Source organism: Spirosoma flavum (assembly GCF_042686045.1).
In the GTDB taxonomy this organism is placed as follows: Bacteria; Bacteroidota; Bacteroidia; order Cytophagales; family Spirosomataceae; genus Spirosoma; species Spirosoma flavum.
This window is the reverse complement of record NZ_JBHUOM010000002.1, coordinates 107,439-127,914: the sequence shown is the minus strand read 5'-3', so window position 1 is coordinate 127,914 and position 20,476 is coordinate 107,439. Positions and strand designations below refer to the sequence as shown.

Below are 20,476 nucleotides of genomic sequence, written 5' to 3'. Positions count from 1 at the left end.
CTAAAAGACATTGACAAAATAATATTGGTACAAAAGTACAACGAAAATCAAATTTTTTGACCAACATAGTAAATTTGGTTTACTATGTTCCTTACGTCTTACTAACCTCCAATTGGTCGGATAGTTTCTCCTGCATAGCGGCAATATTGCCTTTTGGCAATTTTTGACGAATAATAAGCCGCAATGAGTTATTATAGGTTAGGTAGTTAAACATCCAGTTCAGGAAGATTGATAGCCTGTTTTTTACACCAACGATCGACATTAGGTGAACAAATAACCATGTTATCCACGCAAAGAATCCCTGAAACTTTAAAAAAGGTAAATCAACCACAGCCAGCCCGCGGCCAATGGTCGCCATTGTACCGAGATCACGATAAGTAAAATCAACGGCTGGTTCGTTATGAACCCAGTGAAGCATGTTTTTAGCCAGATGCTTACCCTGCTGGATGGCCACCTGCGCCACTTGAGGATGACCACTTGGCCACTTCTCTTCGGTCATCATAGCCACGTCGCCAATGGCGAACACATCCGTGAAACCCTGTACCTGGTTGTATCGGTTAACCAGCACACGCCCACCCCGCCCAATTACTTCCGGTGGTAAACCGGCCAGCGGATTAGCCTTGACGCCAGCCGCCCAAATCAGGTTATTGGTACGTAGTGTGGAGCCATCATTCATGGTCACAATGCGGCCATCAAAGTCTTTCACACGGGTGTTAAGTCGCACATGAACACCTAATTTCTGTAAGTAGGCCAATGAATGCTCTTGCGACTGTACCGACATTGGTCCCAGTAATTCGGCCCCCGATTCGATGAGGAAAATATCCATCATCTTAAAATCCAGTTCAGGATAATCTTTGGGCAGTACGGTACGGCGCATCTCAGCCAGTGTGCCGCAAAGCTCAACGCCCGTTGGTCCACCGCCTACTACAACTACATCCATCAGGCCCTCACGTTCGTCGACAGTTTCGACACTCAGCGCATCCTCGAAGTTTTGGAGCATCCGATTCCGCAAGGAAATGGCTTCGGCTACCGACTTCATTGGCAGCGCTTTTTCGATGATATTTTGCTGATTGAAGAAATTAGTGTCGGCCCCCGTCGCCATTACCAGATAATCATACGTAACAGGGCCCAATTCTGTATCAACAGCTTTATCAGCTGGACGAATGCTTGTTACGTTAGTAATCCGGATATGTACGTTCTTGCAATTACCAAACACTGCCCGCAGAGGAAACAAAATAGAGTTAGCCTCTAATCCAGCCGTAGCAACCTGATAATAAAGAGGTTGAAACTCATGGTAGTTCTGTTTATTCAACAATACTACCTGAAACTCTTTCCGGCGCGACAGGTGGGTAGCTAACTTCAGGCCACCAAAACCAGCACCAACGATAACTACACGCTTGCGGTCCGTTTGAGGTATGTTTGGATTCATTCAAAACTTCCAGATTAAGTCCGGCAATCGGTCGCTGCCAGGCATTTTATAAACAGGTATGAATTGTCTGGCAGCGACCGACCGCCGGACTTAGGTCTGGGGTTTCCCAAAAGCTACGATACCAACGGCTGTGATGCCTGTAGTACCCGCTCATAATGAGCTTCGTAAAGCGGCAAGATACGCGATAACTCAAATTCTTTGGCTCGTGCCAGCGCGTTTTCTTTGAAGGTTGGCAAATGCGCATCATCCAAAACGTAGAGCGCATTTTTAACCATATCGGCAACATCGCCAACGGGACTCAAAAAGCCTGTTACTCCCTGAATATTCAGTTCGGGCAGTCCGCCAGCGTTTGACGTGATAAGTGGTACCTCGCAAGCCAATGCTTCGAGTGCGGCCAAGCCAAAACTCTCATTTTCGGACGGCATCACAAACAAATCAGCGACAGACAGTACTTCTTCTACAGCATCTAATTTACCCAGGAAACGCACCTGATCGTAGATACCGAGGTCGCGTACAAGCCGCTCTATTCTAGCCCGTTCGGGACCGTCGCCCACAAGCAGGAGTTTTGCCGGTGTTTGCTGTATAACGTGATGAAACATCATTACGGCGTCGTCGATGCGCTTTACCCGCCGAAAATTTGAGGTATGCACAATCAGTTTTTCACCGTTTGGGCAGATAGCTTTTTTGAAGTGCTCTTTTTGCTGACGTTTAAAACGGCTCAAGTCGACGAAATTGGGAATAACCTCAATCTCCCGATGAACGTTAAAATGTTTGTAGGTATCCTGTCGCAAATTTTCCGACACCGACGTTACTCCATCAGACTCGTTGATACTAAACGTAACCACGGGTTCGTAGGAAGAATCTTTACCGACCAGGGTAATATCAGTACCATGCAGCGTTGTTACGACGGGCACATTACGGCCTTGCGAACGCAATATCATTTTAGCCATATACGCAGCCGATGCGTGCGGAATGGCGTAGTGAACGTGCAGTATATCAACGTTTTCATTCAGAACAACGTTGACCATTGCGCTGGCTAACGCCGACTCGTAGGGTGCGTACTGAAAGAGTGGATATGTTGGTATATTTACTTCGTGATAAAAGACGTTCTCGTTAAAAAAATCGAGTCGGGGTGGTTGTTGATAGGTAATAAAATGAACTTGGTGACCATTTTTGGCCAACCCTTTGCCAAGCTCAGTGGCTACAACACCACTGCCCCCAAAGGTCGGGTAGCACACAATGCCAATTTTCATGCGTGAGAGAACGAGTTTGTCTTTCAACAACAAACAAGAGCAAAAAGAATCCCTAAAAAAGAAGGAGAGAAAGAAGGAAATACTTTTTTATTGTTGGATTCTTCTGTCTCCCTGTTTTCCTCCTCCCTCTAAAAAACCTATTTTTGTAAAAAAACGGTTATGGTTGCTCGGCAGTCCATTCCTTTCTCGGCGTTCACATCCGGCTTTCTGCGGCTCATTCGAGTACAGAATCTGCTAATTGTTGTGTTGACGCAGCTTCTGGCGCGGCTGTTTCTTGTTGGGCCAAAGTCAGAGATCATAAAATCGCTCACCGATCCAACCATCTGGATTCTTTCATTGTCAACCGTTTGTATTGCAGCCGCCGGCTATATTATTAACGACTATTTTGATATCAAGATTGACCTCATCAATAAGCCCGAACGGGTTGTTATTGGGCGTTACCTCAAACGACGGGTAGCCATGGGTGTACATCAGGTACTTAATGTAGTGGGCTGTTTACTTGGGCTTTACCTAAGCCGGTGGGTTTTTCTGGCAGATGTTCTGTCGGTGTCGCTATTGTGGTTTTACTCGGCTCAGTTCAAGCGGCAACCGCTCATCGGTAATGTTGTTATTTCGCTGTTAACTGCATTGTCGCTGGTTGTTATGGCCGTTTATTACCGCCAAAATACCGAGATGCTCCTCATTTATGCTTTATTTTCATTTGGCATTTCGCTCGTTCGTGAAATCATCAAAGATATGCAGGACATTCGGGGCGATGCTCGCTTCGGTTGCCGAACATTGCCGATTGTCTGGGGTCTTCGCCGAACCAAGTATTTACTTTACGTATTGATCGGGGTGTTTCTTATAAGCCTCTTTTTCATCGCTAATTCGCTCCATAACGTTCGGCTTACCTTTATTTTTGGGCTACTGCTTTTCCCCATTGCCTGGCTCACCTACCGACTCATAATGGCCGACACCCGGCGCGATTTTGGTTATCTCAGTGGTCTCTGCAAACTCATCATGCTCATGGGCGTAATGAGTATGATATGGGCCTAGCCATCCAGATTTGCCCATTTATCATAAATCATTACCCGTTCCCTCAAGGACTTGGCAATATGTTTATGGCATAAGTTACCTTTGGTTTCTACAGACCAACTTATGTTTATTTATATGAAAACGCTTATTTTTTCACTACTTCTTGCCACAGCCACATTAAACAATAGTCAGGCTCAGGATTGTTTGGGCATGACATTTAAGACAGGTATGAATTTTGAATTGAGCCACTTTAATGCAAAAGATAAGCCTGCGGGCAAAGTTGTTTATCAGGTTAAAGACGTCCATAAAGAGGGTGGCTCAACCATAATGGATATTACGGCCCAGTTTGAGGATGAGAAAGGTAAACAACGCCCACCCTATAGCATTCATTACACGTGCACGGGTAACGAACTCATAGCCGATATGTCTGGCATGATGCAGGCCATGCAGAGTGGCGGCATGAAAGACATGGAGATGAAACTTAAAAGTAACAAGTTAGTGTACCCTGGAAAACTCAGTGTGGGACAAAAATTGAGTGACGGTCAGATGGAGCTCGAGATGGCGAACAACGGTACCACTATGATGACCATGAATATGACAATGGCGAACCGGCAGGTGGAGAGCCAGGCCCCTATTACAACGCCCGCTGGCACGTTCGATGCCTATAAAATTTCGTCGGACATGAATATGGAGAACAGAGTGATGGGTATGCCTATTCGTAGTACAATGAAGGTTGTCAGCTATCGGACTAATAACCAACTATTCGACATCAAATCGGAGACTTACAACAAGAACGGTAAGCTAATGGGATATTCGCTTCTGACAAAAGCAAATTGATTTACCCTAGACTACGTGTTGTAGATCATAGTTCAGCCATTACGCAACTTTGTTGCAAGAATGTGAGTTAAGGTGAAGTACGTTTGCCCAAAGCATCGTATTTTTGTGTGTACTCATGAAAACAGATAGTCTTTCCCGCAAAGCTGACTACATCGGCATTACTGGCTCGGTGCTGTGCATTATTCACTGCCTTATTACGCCTATACTGCTGCTAACGAGCTCATTATTCCAAAATTCATCCGTTCGTGTTGGTTATCTGAGCCTGGATTATGTATTTATCGGGGTAAATATCGTAGCCGTCTACTTTGCCACTCGGCATTATGCGCCATTGGCTATCAAACGAAGTCTTTGGGGATTTTTGGGCTTATTTAGCGTTTCTCTTCTGCTGGAAGATACAGCCCCATTTTTCCAGTATATGGCTTACGTAGCCTCGGCTGGTCTGGTAATCACCCACTTGCTAAATATCCGGCAACACCGACTAAGCCACGCGCATTAATTTGCGCTAAACGCCCGATTGTTAATAAATGCGTCATCGGTCAGCGTTTTCAGAAATGCAATGACCTGCTTCTTCTCAGTATCCGTTAGGGCAATACCAAGTTGTCCGTTTCCCTTCAAGGCCGGATCGAGGGATGGGCTGTCTTTAACACCGCTGGTATAGTGATTGAGTACGAACTCTAACGTTGCAAAACGGCCATCGTGCATATAAGGAAATGTTTTCTCTACATTTCGAAGGCTCGGTACCTTAAATTTCAGTCGGTCAGCTTCGTTTAATGTTATAGTGTAGCGTCCCTGATCGTTTATAGCGCCGACGGGAAGACCATTGTTTCGGTAACTCTTGTCAGTAAATAAATCGGTAGCGTGACAGGTAGCGCATTTTTGTTGAAACAAGGTAAGACCCGCCAATTCATCTGACGTTAAATCTCCTCCAGATTCTTTCCTGACGTATTTATCATAGCGTGAATCGGCTGATACAAGCGTCAGTAAAAACTGCGAAATAGCTTTCAGAAAACGGGCAGTTGTAACGGTATCGGAGCCAAAAGCGGCTTTGAACAGGGCCGGATATGTAGGACTTTTCTGTACCCGGCTCAGGGCATCAGAAAATTTTAAATCCATCTCAACTACATTCTGAATTGGCGAAATTGGCAACTCGTCCAGGCTCGTAACGCCCCCATCCCAAAAGAACTCGCGGCTCCAGGCCAGATTTTGCAAACCCGGTACGTTTCGGGTTCCAAATTTTCCGCCAATACCGTGGCTCAACGGGTGATCGGAGTGACCAAAACCGGCGAACTGCTGGTGGCAAAATCCACAGCTAATGGTCGTATCGCGCGAGAGTTGGGCATCATAAAACAACGTTTTACCGAGGGCCACACCTTCAACCGTTAGTGGATTCTGACTCAAATTATACGCTATATCCGGAAAATTAGCAGGCTTCCGAAGTGTTACAGGCGTTGTCTGATACGTTACTCCACCGCCCGGCGGGGGTATCGTAGGGTCAGGTACGGGATCGTTGCCCTTATTGGATTGGCACGAAACCGCCAGCGCAAATAGAAGCACACTCACGGCCAACCCAATCCGTTTTGGCGATATCGTACGAAGCGACATCATTGGTTGGCCTGAATCCGGTCATAACTAAACATCTGCGCGTAATTGTCAGCAATATTGGTCGAATATGGATCAAACATCACCGATGAGTTCTGGGCAATGCTTAGTTTCGTTGCGCCATTAAACAAGGACAACACGTTGGCAGTGAGCCGCACCGATGGAATGGCATTGGCCTGTACCTGTGCCACGTCGGTTTTGAACGGAATCGTAATGGTGCGTAGGTTATTAATCGTTTTCTTGCCGTTGTAGCCACCCCCGAAACCACCAATGTGATAGAAAAAGGCATTATTTTGTAAAGCAGGTGCTACAGCAGATGTGCCTTCCAGTTTCAGGAAAATATAGCCCGAATTCCACTCCCAATACATACCATCGTTAAGACCAGGATCGAGTACACCCGTTCGTTTACTAATGTCGGCCAGGCTGCGTAGACTATCGACGCCAATCATAAAAGTCACTCCGGTATAATTACCCGTCGGTACGTTCGCCAATGTAATTGTTTGTGAGGCTGGTTTTTCTTCCTGAATCAGGAAATAACTACTATCCTGCGGGACAACGTACTCGCTACCGTCAGCTTTTCGAAGCCGGATGTTGCTTACAAAATAATTGAATTTTGTCACAACAAATGATTCGCCGACTGCATTTTGGTACGTATCTGTGTTTAATTTCAGGTCTGTCGTACCGACTATATTATCGAATGCAATACGCATTTTGCCCGTTAGGATCGGGTTAAATGAGGTATCGGTATCTTTCGTATCACAGGAAAAAACGGCTAGCCCCAAAGCTATAGTCGCCAGTAAGCCAATGGTAATGGTCGTTTTCATAGCGTATACGGTAATTGCCCCTTATGCAGCGATAAGGATAAGCACGCTAACAGCTAACGAAGACAAGCCCAAAATTATGTGTGTTTCCGGATTAAATATGAGTTAGAAGCCCTGCCTAAACCATAGCCTATCCCTATCCATACAGTCAACCTGTGACTTAGAACACGTAAGTAGCTAGCCAAAAATGCCGGTTGCGGACACTCAACCTTCAGGCGTTTAAGTGTCCGCAACCGGCATTTTTAAGTCGATTGAAAAGTAATATTTAGATAGCTTATGGCAACCTTGGAAACTTGCTAAAATCCGGCTTGCGCTTCTCCAGAAAGGCATCCTTTCCTTCCTTCGCTTCTTCGGTTAAATAATAGAGCAAAGTCGCATCACCAGCTAATTGCTGAATACCTGCCTGACCGTCCAGTTCCGCATTGAAGGAAGCTTTGAGCATTCGAAGCGCCAGCGGACTTTTTTCAAGTATCTTACGACACCATTCGATAGTCACTTCTTCTAGTTTATCGAGCGGAACAACCTTGTTAACCAAGCCCATGTCCAGTGCTTCCTGAGCATCGTACTGGTCGCACAGCAGCCAGATTTCCCGAGCTTTTTTCTGACCTACTACCCTTGCTAAATACGACGCGCCGAAACCACCATCGAACGAGCCAACTTTAGGGCCGGTTTGTCCGAAACGAGCGTTTTCGGCAGCTATGCTCAAGTCGCAGACTACGTGCAGTACGTGCCCACCACCGATAGCATAACCCGCTACCATTGCAATAACCGGCTTCGGAATACGTCGAATTTGCATTTGCAGGTCCAGCACATTCAGGCGGGGCACTTTATCTTCGCCCACGTAACCGCCGTGACCGCGAATAGACTGATCACCCCCGGAACAAAAGGCTTCTCCCCCTTCGCCAGTCAGAATAACAACGCCCACGCGTTCATCCTGCCGCGCCAATTCCATCGCTTCCGACATTTCTGTAACGGTCAAAGGAGTAAAGGCGTTGCGCTTATGAGGTCGGTTGATACTAATTTTAGCTATGCCTTCGTAATAGCTGAACAGAATTTCCTGGTATTCCTTAATTGGTTGCCAGGGGTAGTTGCTTTGCATATAAATGGTGAATGTAGGCGAATGCTTAATGAACATTTTTCGTATTCATTAGGCATTCGCCTACATTTCGTAATTGGTTTCGTGATACTGCACATCCCATGTATGGTCGGCCATCATGCGCACAGTGGCCAGACAGCGTTCAAAGGGAAATTTCCGTCCCCATTCGGTTGGACCGATCATCGACAAAACATCCGTGCTGTTGGTACCTTTGCGCTGGTAGAAATAGTAGGTATGGCCTATAACCGGCTCAAAACTCATGTGGGCTGAATAAATCCGCTCCGATACCTCCACGCGGTGCCGAATAGCCGTAGCTTGCTCGGCTAACAACTGCATTTGTTTATACAACTGACTCAGTTGCATATCCGTTTGCTCGCGCATCGCGGCTACAGCCCGACCAGTGATTTTGCCTTTGTCTTCAGGCCGAATGACAGCTCCGCCTGCCGTATGTGCATACGCCAGCAGGCCTGGTGATTCGGCAACTTTATCCGGAGAAATCGGATTGATAAATACTTTCGCTTCTTCCATATGTGCTAGTTGGGTAACTACCCGACAAACGTCTTTGTTTGCTGTCGTTGAATGACAAAAAATAACGCATATTTACACCCGAAAATGGGTGTATCCCCGCAAAAGTACGCTAAAACAGTTATGGAAACCACCCTTTACCCAATGGACAATGTTCTAATGCCCCGCCACGAGTTTCTGAGGCTTGTGGGTACCAGCATTGGCGCCATTCTGTTAACGCGCTGTATGGCGGGTTGCGCCGGGCAGGGCAACGGAGATCCAACGCCGGATCCTAGTCAGAAAATTAATTTTACACTTCGTTTAGACGATAAAGTCAACGAAAACCTACTTACGAAAGGTGGCTATGTGATTACGAATGATATTATTGTTGCCCAAACGAAAGCTGGACAGTTTGTGGCTGTTTCGGCAAATTGTACCCATCAGGGCACAGAATTAGTGTATAAATCCGTCGAAAATCAATTTTACTGTCCACTTCACTTGTCACGGTTCGACACTACGGGCAAAGTAATTATTGGCCCGGCCACAAAACCGCTCACTCAGTATTCGGTTGAGGTAAACCTTGTAGCGGGTACAGTACGCGTGTATAGTTGATGATGAAGCAGCCCATTTTTCTGTATACTTCATCAATAAAATATGATTCTTGACCCCGCTCGTCCTGACTTCTGGCCAATTCCCCAAACGCCTTACGAAGATGATGCACTGGTTTTTTGCCGGGCCTGGCTCAAGGGACAACAGACATTTACTCTATACACATCCGGTTCAACAGGAACGCCCAAACCAATTCAGCTTACACGGGCGCAAATGCGATCCAGCGCCCACTTGACCGGACAAACACTTGGTTTACAGGCCGGTGATACCTCGCTCGTTTGCCTGAATATCCGTTATGTAGCGGGTATCATGATGCTTGTCAGGGGGTTGGAACTTGGTCTGCCAATGACGATTATTGAGCCATCAGGTAACCCGCTGCTAAATCTTGATCCAGCCACCGACCACTTTGCTTTTACAGCTTTCGTGCCGCTACAACTACAAACTATTTTAGAGTCAAACAATCCGGCGTATCAGGTTGATAAGTTACCAATTCTGAATGGCATGAAGGCTATTCTGGTTGGTGGAGCCGCTACAAGTCCAGCTTTAGAGCGAGCGTTGCAAGTCATTACAGCTCCCGTCTATGCGACCTATGGGATGACCGAGACCGTTTCACATATTGCCCTCCGGCGGCTCAATGGCCCAAATACCAGCGAATTATTTACTGCCCTTACTGGTGCTGAACTTGGTACCGACGAGCGGGGTTGCCTTCATATTACCTCAGCCGCAACGAATTTCGAACGTGTTCAGACCAACGATGTTGTTGACTTAGTTGATAGTTCTACGAAGGGAAATAGACAATTCAGGTTATTGGGCCGGGCCGATCGGGTTATTAATAGTGGCGGAGTTAAGGTGCAGCCCGAACAGGTTGAGCAGGTGATTCAGAACGTAATAACAACGGTTGATCAATTCTCTACCATTTCAGGCATACGTCTTTTTGTAACGGGATTGCCGGATGAGCGACTGGGTCAGCGGGTCGTTGTCTTCACGGAGCAGCTACCAATTAATAGTCAACAATGGATGGCCGTTCAGGAAGCCGTTTGGGAGAAGCTGGGGCCATACGCCGTACCGAAAGAACTTATTACAGTAACCCAATTTTCTGAAACGCCTACCGGCAAGATTGATCAGAAGGCAACAGTGGCCCAAATCCGCTAACTTTGCCGGAGTTGTTAATTGACGTTTTATGTCCTTCAAAAGTCTTCAGATTCGCTACCAGACGGCCCGGTCGCTGCCCGCACCTTACGCCTATTTTTATACACTGACAATTAATCCAGTTGCTACCAACGCCGTGGCGGTAAATCTCGCGATCACCTATCCAGACCGGGACGATATTGACGACGACGAGTTAATCGCCGAAGGCTACACGCGTGACGATGATTTTTCGTGGTCGGGCCAACTACCCGAAAGCTGGTGGAAAACCATAGCCAACTTAGTGCGTAAGACACGGTTGCAACCGATCAAAGAAGATGAGTTGGACGAGGACGATGATTTCTGGGAAATTACCATTGACCCCGATGGCGGCAACAAAATCCAGGGAAAGCCAGCCAAAGGTGATGATTGGCAGTATTTGATGCAGGAATTGATTCAGGCTTCTTATGAGTCTATGGGCCGTGAGCGCCCATTTGAGCTAGTGTACCTAAATTTCAACGATCCACAAGGCGAACAGGAATTACAGGTAACAGCTTCCTTTGCGGAGCGTACGGTTAAAATAAAGCGTGTTGAAAACCAGCGCGAGCAAACAAAAATACTACCCTGGTCAACACTACAACATCTAATGAGTCAGGTATATGATCACGATTACGACCCCGATGAGGCTCAGCTCAAACGGCCTAAACGCGATGGTCAATGGCTTAATCTAGGTACCGATGAGTGGTATGAAATAAGTGAATTCCGGGCGTTAACGAAACAGTTAAAAGACTTATTTTAAGTGCTGCCTTGTCAACCAGATCAATTATTTTTTAAGCCATTTAACCTACAAAGTCAAAATTACTTGTTGGCGTTAAGCTAAAAAAACACCCGGTTAAAAAACTGTTTGTATAGAGTACATCAACTAAATTTTCGACGATTTGTGTTAAAATAGTTGGCGAAATCTAGAAATTTAAGAAGTTACATGGGTTACTTTTCTACTGTTCATGAATTAACAGGGTAGAAACATACTAACCATTATAATTTCAGCATCAACATGGCAAAATCTGCATTCTTCTTTCTCTCGATGATGGCTTTGGCTACAGCTTGTTCCAGCACGAAAACGGAATCAACGGAATCGTCTACAACGGTAACAGACACCACATCAATGATGAGTGACTCAACCAAAATGGCTGGGGATTCATCGTCAACCATGATGAGTGACACAACCAAGAAAGATTCGATTAAATAGTACTTGAGTTTGTTATTGTGTAATGAGAAAGGGCGTCAATTAATTGACGCCCTTTCTCATTTTCAAAGTTGTCCCACACCTATTTACAGGCCCACAATTACCCGAAATTGCTACATTCCAGTCGTATCAGATCGGTATCAAGCGGTAGTTGGCCCTATCGGAAAAACAGAGAGACAACACGTTAGCGATGCTCGGGAGATGCTGGCGACTTAAGGGATAAATTTTTGCGGAGTCCAGCATAAAATCCTACAGCATTAGGTAGTAGGCTTCCCTGATCTACGGCCACACTCATGTTCAATCGAGTATCGCCAAGCAGCGGTATTTGTAGCGGTGCTGACACTTGTGCTAAACCCGAAAACTGATTTAGTGGGCTAGGGAACGGGGCATTGTAGGTTCCCAAATTTTGACTCTCTGACAACTTTATTAACCAGGTACCACTCTCGCCAATACGCCCACTAAGCCCGGCATGAAGTACTGATACGCGATTGTTGGCAATAGGCCCATACGGCATATTCGGGCGAATGTCGCCTTCTGGAGTAATAAAAGGCGTTCCAATAATATGTCCGCGAGTTGTCCAACCATCGATATATTGCGAATTATTAAAATAGTCTACTTTGCCCCGAAGCTGTGGATTGTCAATAACAAACTGATTACCACCCTGATTGGCGGTATAAAGAAATTCAATCAGCCCACGATCTACCGAAATAAATCTACGTCCTCTGTGTTTACGTCGGATACTTAGCCCGTTCAATCCGTCGGCAATCGTAGTCAAGTACCAGATGGCTCCCGTATCATAGGGATTTTGCCGATAAACCAGAAATGTACAATCACCAATATCGAACTCAGCCCCTAAATCCAGCGAGCCAAGGTGATTCCCGACACGATTTGTTTCGTCAAACGTCGAAATATTTCCGTCTACCGTGAGATCAGAAGAAGGCAGCATGGTTACGACATAGAAATAGGCTTTCAGACTCGACGGCAAGTGTCCATCATTAGATACGTTTGACCCCAAATAAGGCGAGTAACCGCCCCAAACAGCCTGGTGATTGATGCCTGCATATAGCCGAAAAGCCCACGACGGTTTACCTACCCGCAAATAAAATGAAGACTGGTGAAGCAGGGTATGATAGACCTTCCGGTTAACAGTCTCAAACCAGGCATGCCCGTATGTAGCGTTGATGCTTATAACGCCCTTTGTAAACCGTAAGGGTGCATACCCTCGTGTCCCTAATTGTATCGTTGGTAAGGGCAACGCGTTTCCCGACATTGAGTAGGCCCCAGATGTCAGTAGTGTATCGACTAGCCCAATAATATTTCGACGACGACCGGCGTATAACTCAATTTGTCGCCAGCGAGCCTTAATATATGCCTGAGGTAGAATAATTTGTTGGTTCAACCCACCTACATTGCCGACAACCTCTAGCCCATATCCCCAGTCAACACGCCTGGATGGTAATGCACGATAATCAGACGATACGCCCAGACGCACCGTACCAAACGACCCTGCCAAAGGCGCTGTACCATATTGATTGGCGCGCTGCCAAAATGGTATCATTCGCCCAGAGGTCAGCAAGGCACCAACCTCAGAAGAAATTTGAGTAGTTCTAACTACAGAATCCTGCTGGCCTATTACCTTATAATTATCAAAAAACAGGAATATAGTAACAAGATAGCCAGTATAAAAGCGCATCGGAGCATAGGGAGATTGCGCAAAAGTACCTACTATAATCTTGAGTAGAATTAAAGCCTAATTTAAACTGGCAGCCGCCTTTTCATCCACAAGCCAAACTAAGTCCCCATCCACCGGCTTGATTATCTGCGATGGATATTTGTCGGGATTGTAGTCGCCCTCCAGCACTTCCTTCAACGGCTCGGCTTTTTTGGGACCAGCCACTAAAAATGCTACGCAGGAGGACCGGTTCACGAGGGGAGCGGTCAGCGTTAGGCGATACATATTCTGCTGAGTCAGAAAATAAGCTTTCGTCCAGGCAGTCTTCTCATGAACAACCTCGGTGCCGGGAAAAAGAGAGAGCGTATGCCCATCGTCGCCCATGCCGAGCAAGACGAGATCGAAAGTAGGGTTAGTATCGTCAAAATAGTCGTGCAGCACTCGGTCATAATCAGCAGCCGCAACATCGGGTTCGAGGTCGGTACGCCACACATGAATTTGATCTTCTGGCGTATAAACGTGGCCAAGCAGCGTATCATAGGCCATACCCGCATTACTTTGCTCGTCGTCAATGGGTACGTAGCGTTCATCTCCCCAGAATACGTGTAGTTGCAACCACGGAATCTGATCAACATAGGGCGGTTTTGCCAGTAATTCGTGTAACGCTTTGGGTGTACTCCCCCCCGACAGCGCAATGGTGAAGCGGTCCTGTTTTTTCAAGACATCCTTAATGCGTTTGGCAATAAAATCAGCAGCCGCTTTAGCCAGATCAGCCGGATTTTTCTTAATAATGAGTTCCATAAAGTCTTCTTAACGTAAGGCTATATCTTGAAGATATGGCCTTACTGGTTCACAAAGTCTTCGCGCATGGGTGTAAACACATCGACCAATACGCCAGCCTCCTCACAAACGGCTCCGTGCCAAACATTTGACGGAACGTAAAAGACGTCTCCCTGCTGTATAATTCGGGTTTCATCGGCAATGGTAATGGAAAACACACCACTGGCAACATAACTCATTTGCGTGTGCATATGGCTATGGGGCGCTCCGACACCACCCGTCTCAAAAGCAACCTTCACCATCATCAGGTTGGCATCGTAGGTCATGATTTTACGTTTCACCCCCTCCGCTACCGACTCCCACGGTAAGGTTTGGTCATCTACAAAAAGAGTGGCTAACTGGCTCGTTGTCATAATAGTTTGGCTATTAGGTCATCCACTGAAAACCGTCTTTCTCAACAAGTTTCATAGCGGCTTCCGGCCCCCACGAGCTAGGCGCGTAGTTTGGAAATTCGGGCGTTTCAGTTTCCCAGGCCTCCAGAATCGGCGTAACAACTTTCCAGGCAGCTTCAACCTGATCGGCCCGCATAAATAACGTAGCATCGCCGGTCATCACGTCGAGTAATAATGTTTCGTACGCTTCCGGCTCCTGTCCTTCATAGGCATCTTTATAGCTAAAGACCATCTCAACCGGGTCAATAGCAAGGGTTTGCCCAGGCCGTTTTGCCTGAAATTTCAGTCGTATGTCCATCGCTGGCTGAATGCCGATGGTAAGCCGGTTCGACTGCCAGTTTGTAGTTGCTTCTTCGGGAAAAGCGTAATATGGCGCAGGCTTGAACTGAATTGTAATGACAGTTGCTTTTTCGGGAAGTGACTTTCCCGTACGCAGGTAGAAAGGCACATCTTCCCACCGCCAGTTGTCAACAAAAAGCTTGATAGCAGCAAACGTCTCCGTGGCCGAATCGGGTTTTACTCCTTCTTCTTCCCGATAACCGGGAATATCTTTCCCATCTTTCTTGCCCGGACCATACTGTCCCCGAACAGCCACATCTTTTACCTCTTCCGGTTTAATCCGGCGAATAGCGTTCAGCACGTCTACTTTTTTATTGCGAACTTCGTTGGCATCGAACGAGATGGGCGCTTCGGTTGCCACCATGCACAGTACCTGTAGCAAGTGGTTCTGAATCATGTCGCGCAACGCACCCGACCCTTCATAATAACCGCCACGGCCTTCGAGACCTACTGTTTCAGAGGCAGTAATCTGCACATATTCAACGTATCGGCGATTCCAGATTGGCTCAAAAAGCGAATTGGCAAAACGTAATGCCAGAATATTCTGTACGGTTTCTTTACCTAAATAATGGTCAATCCGATAAATCTGCTCTTCGGCAAACAGCCCGCCGAGCAACGTGTTTAACTCCTGGGCCGTTTTAAGATCGTGGCCAAATGGTTTTTCAACCACAATTCTAACGTGCGATTTATCGTCACAAAGCGACAGATTACCCAGGTTGGTGGCAATACCAGGCACCAGTTGCGGAGCCACCGCCAGGTAAAATACAACGTTCAGCGGCTCGCCCCATTCGTTTCGTTTAGCGGTTACAAAGTCGGACAGTTTTGTATAGGCACCAGCATCACCGGCATCCATTTGCAAATAAGTTACCGAGGGCGAAAAGTCTTTCCAGGTATCATCAGACCCATTTTTCCGTCGGGAAAACGACTGAACGCCTTCCAGCAATCGCTCTCGAAATGAGTCGTCTGTGTAAGAACTTCGCCCTAAACCTACCACGGCAAACTGCTCGGGTAAGTAGTCATCTATATATAGATTGTAAAGAGCCGGGGTAAGCTTGCGGAGATTTAAATCACCGCTACCGCCGAAAATAAATAATATAGTAGCGGGTGGACGCTGATTAGTTGCTGGAATCATAGTCGGTTGTATTGACGGGCTGCAAATTACCGCCAGTCTGTTTTCCGAACAAGTTTACGCAGTTAAGGTTTCATCTTAGCACACGATTCTGCTACTTTTGGCCCTTGTCTTTCATTTCTTTTGTTTACTCATGAAAATTGCCATAGGTTCCGACCATGCTGGTTTCCTTTATAAAGAAGCCATCAAACAATTCCTCACCAGTCTCGGGCACGAGGTCATTGACAAAGGCACATACGCCGAAACACCCTCTGTTGACTATCCACTTTTTATCCGGCCAGTGGCCGAAGCCGTTGCTGCGGGCGAGGTTGACCGGGGCGTTGTGCTGGGCGGTTCGGGAAATGGCGAAGCCATGATGGCCAACCGGATTAAGGGTGTTCGTTGCGGCTTATGCTGGAATGAAGAAACGGCTCGACTATGCCGACAGCATAACGACGCTAACGTAATTTCCATCGGCGAACGGATGATGACTGAAGAAACGGCCCTCAAATTAGTTCAAATCTGGCTCGACACGCCGTTTGAAGGGGGCCGTCATCTGGCCCGGATTCAGGAACTGGACAAGTAACAATTCATTCATCGATGCCTATTCTCTGGAAATACCTGAAGCCCTATCGCTGGCTGGCTATACTGGCATTAGCACTGGCGGGTACTGCCCAGATATTGGCGCTAGTTGACCCGATTATTTTCGGTAAACTTATCGATGAATATGCTACGAATCCCGGTCAAAAAACCGATTCGGAGAAAATCAGGGGCGTATTATACTTGTTAGGTATAGCCGTTGGCGTAGCCGTTTTGTCGAACATAACCAAGGCATTTCAGGAGTACGTTACGCGGTTAGTGGTTCAGAAATTTGGCACCGATATATTTAATGATGGATTAAAACAGACGCTTCGCCTATCGTATCAGGAGTTTGGCGATCAAAGTAGCGGTGCTACCTTGTCCATTCTGCAAAAGGTCCGTACTGACACCGAGAAGTTTATCAACTCGTTTGTCAATGTGTTGTTTTCGTCCATCGTGGGCATCGGGTTTCTCATTTGGTATGCCTTCACGAAACACTGGGCATTGGTCCCGGTGTTTCTGATTGGTGTATTACTGCTGGGCGGTCTGACAGGTTTGTTAAGCACCCAAATCAAGACAACTCAGCGGTCTATCAATCGGGAAACAGCCCTGTTATCGGGCGTCATAACCGAATCGTTGCGCAACATTGAACTCATTAAAAGCTTAGGGCTGACATTTCCTGAAATCAGACGGCTCAAAGTCCAGACAGGACGAATTTTCGACCTGGAAATGTTTAAAGTTAAGCGGGTACGGCTGCTGTCATTTTGGCAAAGTACCACACTCAACGTACTGAAACAATCGGTGCTTTTTACTTTACTTTGGCTTATTTTTCGCCATGTTCTGAGCACAGGTGAACTGATTTCAATGCAGTTTATTTCGGTTGCTATCTTCAACCCGCTACAGGAATTAGGCAACATTATTCTGGCCTACCGTGAGGCCGAAGCAGGCTTGCATAGCTTCGACCAGTTGATGCAAAAACCCACAGAGCGCAATCCCGATTCGCCGGTTGTGGTGGGACCACTGGAACGATTACGCTTCGACGATGTAGTTTTTCGACACAAAGGGGCCAACCAGAACGCCATTGATGGGGTCACATTTGATGCCACACTCGGCGACACAATTGCCTTTGTGGGACCATCCGGCTCGGGGAAATCCACGATGGTGAAGTTGCTGGTCGGACTTTATCGACCAGTAGACGGTGAAATTTATTACAACGACATCTCGACAAAAGATATTCGGTTTAATCCCATGCGTCGGCAAATCGGTTTCGTCACGCAGGATACGCACCTTTTTGCCGGAACAATTCGCGAAAATCTATTATTTGTCAAACCCGATGCCACCGAAGCTGAAATGCTCGACGCGTTGAGCAAAGCGGCCTGCGATTATCTGCTGGCCCGTTCGGCCAATGGGCTTGACACGCAAATTGGCGAAGGTGGCATTAAAATGTCGGGTGGTGAAAAGCAACGGTTATCCATTGCTCGCGCGTTGGTCCGGCATCCACGATTATTAATTTTTGATGAAGCAACGTCGGCGTTGGATTCTCTAACCGAAGAAGAAATTACGGATACCGTTCGGAGCGTGTCGGCGCTGAACGAACAGATTACCATCTTGATTGCTCACCGGCTTTCGACCATCTTGCATGCCAATACTATATTTGTGTTGGAGAAAGGCAAGATTGTCGAAACGGGCAGTCATGATGAATTAGTTGCTCAAAAGGGTCTTTATTATGCCATGTGGCGGCAGCAAATCGGTGAGCGCAAGACAGGTCCATTGACCGTTGCGACATAACCACTGCGTGAATTAAACAGAAAGTCGCCTTATGAATAAACGCAGTCGGCAAGTCAGTTACTTTCTGTCCAGCCAGTATTTTTCTGATGGTCTGCGAATAACGCTGTCTATTCTACTGCCTTCTTTAGTGCTAGCGCAATTCGGGCAGCTTCAGACAGGAATGGCCATGTCGTTGGGTGCGCTGAACGTTAGTCTGAGCGATGCGCCCGGTCCGGTTTTGCACCGCCGAAATGGTATGGCTAGCAGTGCAGTAATCAGCTTTCTGGTAACGTTCGTAACGGGTTTTGCCCGCATGAATTCCTACACGCTAGGTGTGGAGATCCTGCTGTTTAGCTTCTTCTTCTCCATGTTTGCCATCTACGGCAACCGGGCAACTTCCGTTGGCACAGCCGCTTTACTAATCATGATTCTGATGCTCGACCGCCCGATGGATGCACCGGGTGTTATTCGTGAGAGCGTCCTTGTGCTACTTGGGAGCGTCTGGTACAGCACAATTAGTTTATTGGCGTCACGCCTGCAACCCTACCGGTTAGCACAACAGGCGCTGGGTCAGTGCATTCACGAGATTGCTAAGCTCATGGCTATAAAAGCTGATTTTTATGACACCTCCACCCTACTGGATGACAACTACCGTCGGCTAATTGCCCAGCAGGTAGATGTGAGCGAGAAGCAGGACGCGGTGCGGGAAATCCTCTTTAAAAGTCGGCGAATTGTAACCGAGTCAACCCGGACGGGCCGATTGCTGCTACTGACCTTTGTGGACATAGTCGATCTGTATGAGCAAATCATAGCCATGTATTATGACTACTCCGACATTCGCGAGCGTTTTGGCAAGTCGGGTGTACTCGATCAGATTGCCCGCTCCATTCGTCGATTATCGGTCGAGTTGGATCATATCGGGTTAGCCATTCAATTACCCGTTCCTTTTCACAAACCCGTCGATATTAGCCCGAGGCTGGAAGATCTGAAACGCAGCATCGACGCGCTTAGCGATCAGGAAGGGAGCACATTGGTCCTCAAGAAAGTGTTAGTCAGTTTACGGACGATAAGCCAACGGCTAACGGCGCTACAAAAAAACCTTGCTCTTCCCAACGTGAGCCCCATTGACAATGAAGCAATGGAATATGGTCGCTTTGTCTCACATCAGGAGATTGATTTAAAGTCGTTTGTCGATAATCTTACGCTTAATTCGTCGGTATTTCGGCATTCGGTACGGGTCTCGATAGCGATGTTACTAGGGTTCGTTATCACCAAACTTCTCCCCTACGGGCATCATAGTTACTGGGTGCTGTTAACTATTTCGGTCATTTTAAAACCGGCCTTTAGTCTCACTAAACAGCGAAATATTGAACGTATCAGTGGCACGTTGGCCGGTGGCCTGATTGGGGTGTTTGTTCTAACCTTCATTCCAAACCGAGATGTGCAGTTCGGTTTCATGGTGCTGTTTATGCTGGGAACTTATAGTGCCCAGCGCATTAATTATATCGTGATGGTTATTTGTGTAACGCCATTTGTGTTAATTCTCTTTAGTTTTTTAGGTATCAGCTATTTAGGCGTCGCCGAAGAACGTTTCTTCGATACACTACTCGGTGGAATTATTGCGTTCATAGCGAGTTATGTACTTTTTCCACGATGGGAGTCCGATCAGCTAACCAAACCGATGCAGGCTATTCTGAAAGCCAACGTCAGCTATGTTCAGCTACTACTTGATAGTTTGTTAGGCCGACCTATCGCCTTGGTTGATTATAAACTGGCCCGTAAAGACGTTTATGTCACGTCGGCCAATTTATCGGCGGCTTTTGATCGGATGCTATCGGAACCAAAGCATAAGCAGCGAAACGAAAAGTTGATCTATGAATTTGTTGTGCTGAACCACATTTTGTCGGCCAACATTGCTACGATTACCTCTGCCCAGCTTACAAACGAGCCTAAGGTTTACCCAACTTCCTTGTTGCGCCCGGTCAAACGTGCTCTATTTACGCTGACCGAAAGCTTACGGCGATTGGGTATCAAGCCGGAAAAACCACTTCCAGAACAGACTACAGATATAGATAAACCTCTCCCAACTGCCGACGATTCTTTATTGACTGAGCAACTGAATTTTATTCAGCAGGTTAGCAGCGACATCGGAAAAATAGTCGAACGAATAAAATAGGAGGCTTCACCCAATGAATATTTAGCCTTATTTGCTTCAAAGGATTGAAAAAGAATCAATCCTGATTGAA

General features: G+C 46.8%; 20 protein-coding genes. 9 read left to right on the top strand and 11 right to left on the bottom strand.

The window, feature by feature from the left end:
• Positions 1–91: 91 nt before the first annotated feature.
• Complete coding sequence (locus ACFS25_RS06015; RefSeq protein ID WP_381497589.1) at positions 92–1,429, bottom strand: NAD(P)/FAD-dependent oxidoreductase; 1,338 nt, start codon at positions 1,427–1,429, stop codon at positions 92–94.
• Positions 1,430–1,542: 113 nt separating this feature from the next.
• Entirely contained in the window at positions 1,543–2,682 is a 1,140-nt protein-coding gene (bshA, locus tag ACFS25_RS06010; protein WP_381497588.1) for an N-acetyl-alpha-D-glucosaminyl L-malate synthase BshA, read from the bottom strand.
• A 159-nt stretch (positions 2,683–2,841) separates the two neighbouring features.
• Between bshA and ACFS25_RS06005 the strand changes: the two genes are divergently transcribed.
• The 3 genes from ACFS25_RS06005 to ACFS25_RS05995 all read left to right on the top strand — a co-directional run bounded on the left by ACFS25_RS06005 (position 2,842) and on the right by ACFS25_RS05995 (position 5,029).
• Positions 2,842–3,717, top strand: a complete 876-nt coding sequence (locus ACFS25_RS06005; RefSeq protein ID WP_381497586.1) for a geranylgeranylglycerol-phosphate geranylgeranyltransferase — start codon at positions 2,842–2,844, stop codon at positions 3,715–3,717.
• A gap of 114 nt (positions 3,718–3,831) precedes the next feature.
• Positions 3,832–4,533, top strand: coding sequence for a TapB family protein (locus ACFS25_RS06000; protein ID WP_381497583.1), 702 nt, complete (start codon positions 3,832–3,834; stop codon positions 4,531–4,533).
• Between the two features lie 115 nt (positions 4,534–4,648).
• Positions 4,649–5,029 (top strand): MerC domain-containing protein, encoded by a 381-nt coding sequence (locus ACFS25_RS05995; RefSeq protein WP_381497581.1) that lies wholly within the window; start codon positions 4,649–4,651, stop codon positions 5,027–5,029.
• Here ACFS25_RS05995 and ACFS25_RS05990 read toward each other — a convergent pair.
• From ACFS25_RS05990 to ACFS25_RS05975, 4 genes are all read right to left on the bottom strand, one after another.
• The gene (locus tag ACFS25_RS05990; protein WP_381497580.1) at positions 5,026–6,138 is read right to left on the bottom strand and encodes a cytochrome-c peroxidase; all 1,113 of its coding nucleotides are present in this window, start codon (positions 6,136–6,138) and stop codon (positions 5,026–5,028) included. The genes ACFS25_RS05995 and ACFS25_RS05990 overlap by 4 nt on opposite strands.
• Entirely contained in the window at positions 6,135–6,956 is an 822-nt protein-coding gene (locus ACFS25_RS05985; RefSeq protein WP_381497579.1) for an MbnP family protein, read from the bottom strand. Before ACFS25_RS05985 ends, ACFS25_RS05990 begins: the two co-directional genes overlap by 4 nt.
• A 271-nt stretch (positions 6,957–7,227) precedes the next feature.
• Positions 7,228–8,052 (bottom strand): 1,4-dihydroxy-2-naphthoyl-CoA synthase, encoded by an 825-nt coding sequence (gene menB / locus ACFS25_RS05980; RefSeq protein ID WP_381497578.1) that lies wholly within the window; start codon positions 8,050–8,052, stop codon positions 7,228–7,230.
• 60 nt (positions 8,053–8,112) lie between these two features.
• Positions 8,113–8,577 (bottom strand): DUF2452 domain-containing protein, encoded by a 465-nt coding sequence (locus ACFS25_RS05975; protein ID WP_381497576.1) that lies wholly within the window; start codon positions 8,575–8,577, stop codon positions 8,113–8,115.
• 120 nt (positions 8,578–8,697) lie between these two features.
• Between ACFS25_RS05975 and ACFS25_RS05970 the strand changes: the two genes are divergently transcribed.
• Genes ACFS25_RS05970 through ACFS25_RS05960 form a run of 3 tightly spaced genes read left to right on the top strand, consistent with a single transcriptional unit; the run spans position 8,698 to position 11,086 of the window.
• A complete protein-coding gene (locus ACFS25_RS05970) occupies positions 8,698–9,165 on the top strand; it encodes a QcrA and Rieske domain-containing protein (RefSeq protein WP_381497575.1) in 468 nt (155 codons plus the stop codon).
• Between the two features lie 42 nt (positions 9,166–9,207).
• On the top strand, positions 9,208–10,314 hold the full coding sequence (locus ACFS25_RS05965; RefSeq protein ID WP_381497573.1) for an AMP-binding protein: 1,107 nt from the start codon (positions 9,208–9,210) through the stop codon (positions 10,312–10,314).
• 28 nt (positions 10,315–10,342) lie between these two features.
• The gene (locus tag ACFS25_RS05960) at positions 10,343–11,086 is read left to right on the top strand and encodes a hypothetical protein (protein WP_381497571.1); all 744 of its coding nucleotides are present in this window, start codon (positions 10,343–10,345) and stop codon (positions 11,084–11,086) included.
• 236 nt (positions 11,087–11,322) lie between these two features.
• Here the strand turns inward: ACFS25_RS05960 and ACFS25_RS05955 are convergent, their stop codons facing one another.
• The 5 genes from ACFS25_RS05955 to zwf all read right to left on the bottom strand — a co-directional run bounded on the left by ACFS25_RS05955 (position 11,323) and on the right by zwf (position 15,908).
• Positions 11,323–11,499 (bottom strand): hypothetical protein, encoded by a 177-nt coding sequence (locus ACFS25_RS05955; RefSeq protein ID WP_381497569.1) that lies wholly within the window; start codon positions 11,497–11,499, stop codon positions 11,323–11,325.
• 218 nt (positions 11,500–11,717) lie between these two features.
• Positions 11,718–13,226 (bottom strand): capsule assembly Wzi family protein, encoded by a 1,509-nt coding sequence (locus tag ACFS25_RS05950; protein ID WP_381497567.1) that lies wholly within the window; start codon positions 13,224–13,226, stop codon positions 11,718–11,720.
• 57 nt (positions 13,227–13,283) lie between these two features.
• Positions 13,284–14,006 carry a 6-phosphogluconolactonase gene (gene pgl, locus ACFS25_RS05945; protein ID WP_381497565.1) on the bottom strand — a complete coding sequence of 241 codons (723 nt, stop codon included), beginning with the start codon at positions 14,004–14,006 and terminating at the stop codon, positions 13,284–13,286.
• Positions 14,007–14,047: 41 nt separating this feature from the next.
• The gene (locus ACFS25_RS05940; RefSeq protein ID WP_381497563.1) at positions 14,048–14,398 is read right to left on the bottom strand and encodes a cupin domain-containing protein; all 351 of its coding nucleotides are present in this window, start codon (positions 14,396–14,398) and stop codon (positions 14,048–14,050) included.
• Positions 14,399–14,411: 13 nt separating this feature from the next.
• Entirely contained in the window at positions 14,412–15,908 is a 1,497-nt protein-coding gene (gene zwf / locus ACFS25_RS05935; protein ID WP_381497561.1) for a glucose-6-phosphate dehydrogenase, read from the bottom strand.
• 130 nt (positions 15,909–16,038) lie between these two features.
• Between zwf and rpiB the strand changes: the two genes are divergently transcribed.
• From rpiB to ACFS25_RS05920, 3 genes are read left to right on the top strand one after another with little or no spacing between them, the layout of a single operon-like run.
• Positions 16,039–16,470: a ribose 5-phosphate isomerase B gene (gene rpiB, locus ACFS25_RS05930; RefSeq protein WP_381497559.1), complete on the top strand. Its 432-nt coding sequence runs from the start codon at positions 16,039–16,041 to the stop codon at positions 16,468–16,470.
• A gap of 14 nt (positions 16,471–16,484) precedes the next feature.
• Positions 16,485–18,251 carry an ABC transporter ATP-binding protein gene (locus tag ACFS25_RS05925; protein ID WP_381497557.1) on the top strand — a complete coding sequence of 589 codons (1,767 nt, stop codon included), beginning with the start codon at positions 16,485–16,487 and terminating at the stop codon, positions 18,249–18,251.
• Positions 18,252–18,282: 31 nt separating this feature from the next.
• Positions 18,283–20,406, top strand: a complete 2,124-nt coding sequence (locus ACFS25_RS05920) for an FUSC family protein (protein ID WP_381497554.1) — start codon at positions 18,283–18,285, stop codon at positions 20,404–20,406.
• The last annotated feature ends 70 nt before the right edge of the window (positions 20,407–20,476 follow it).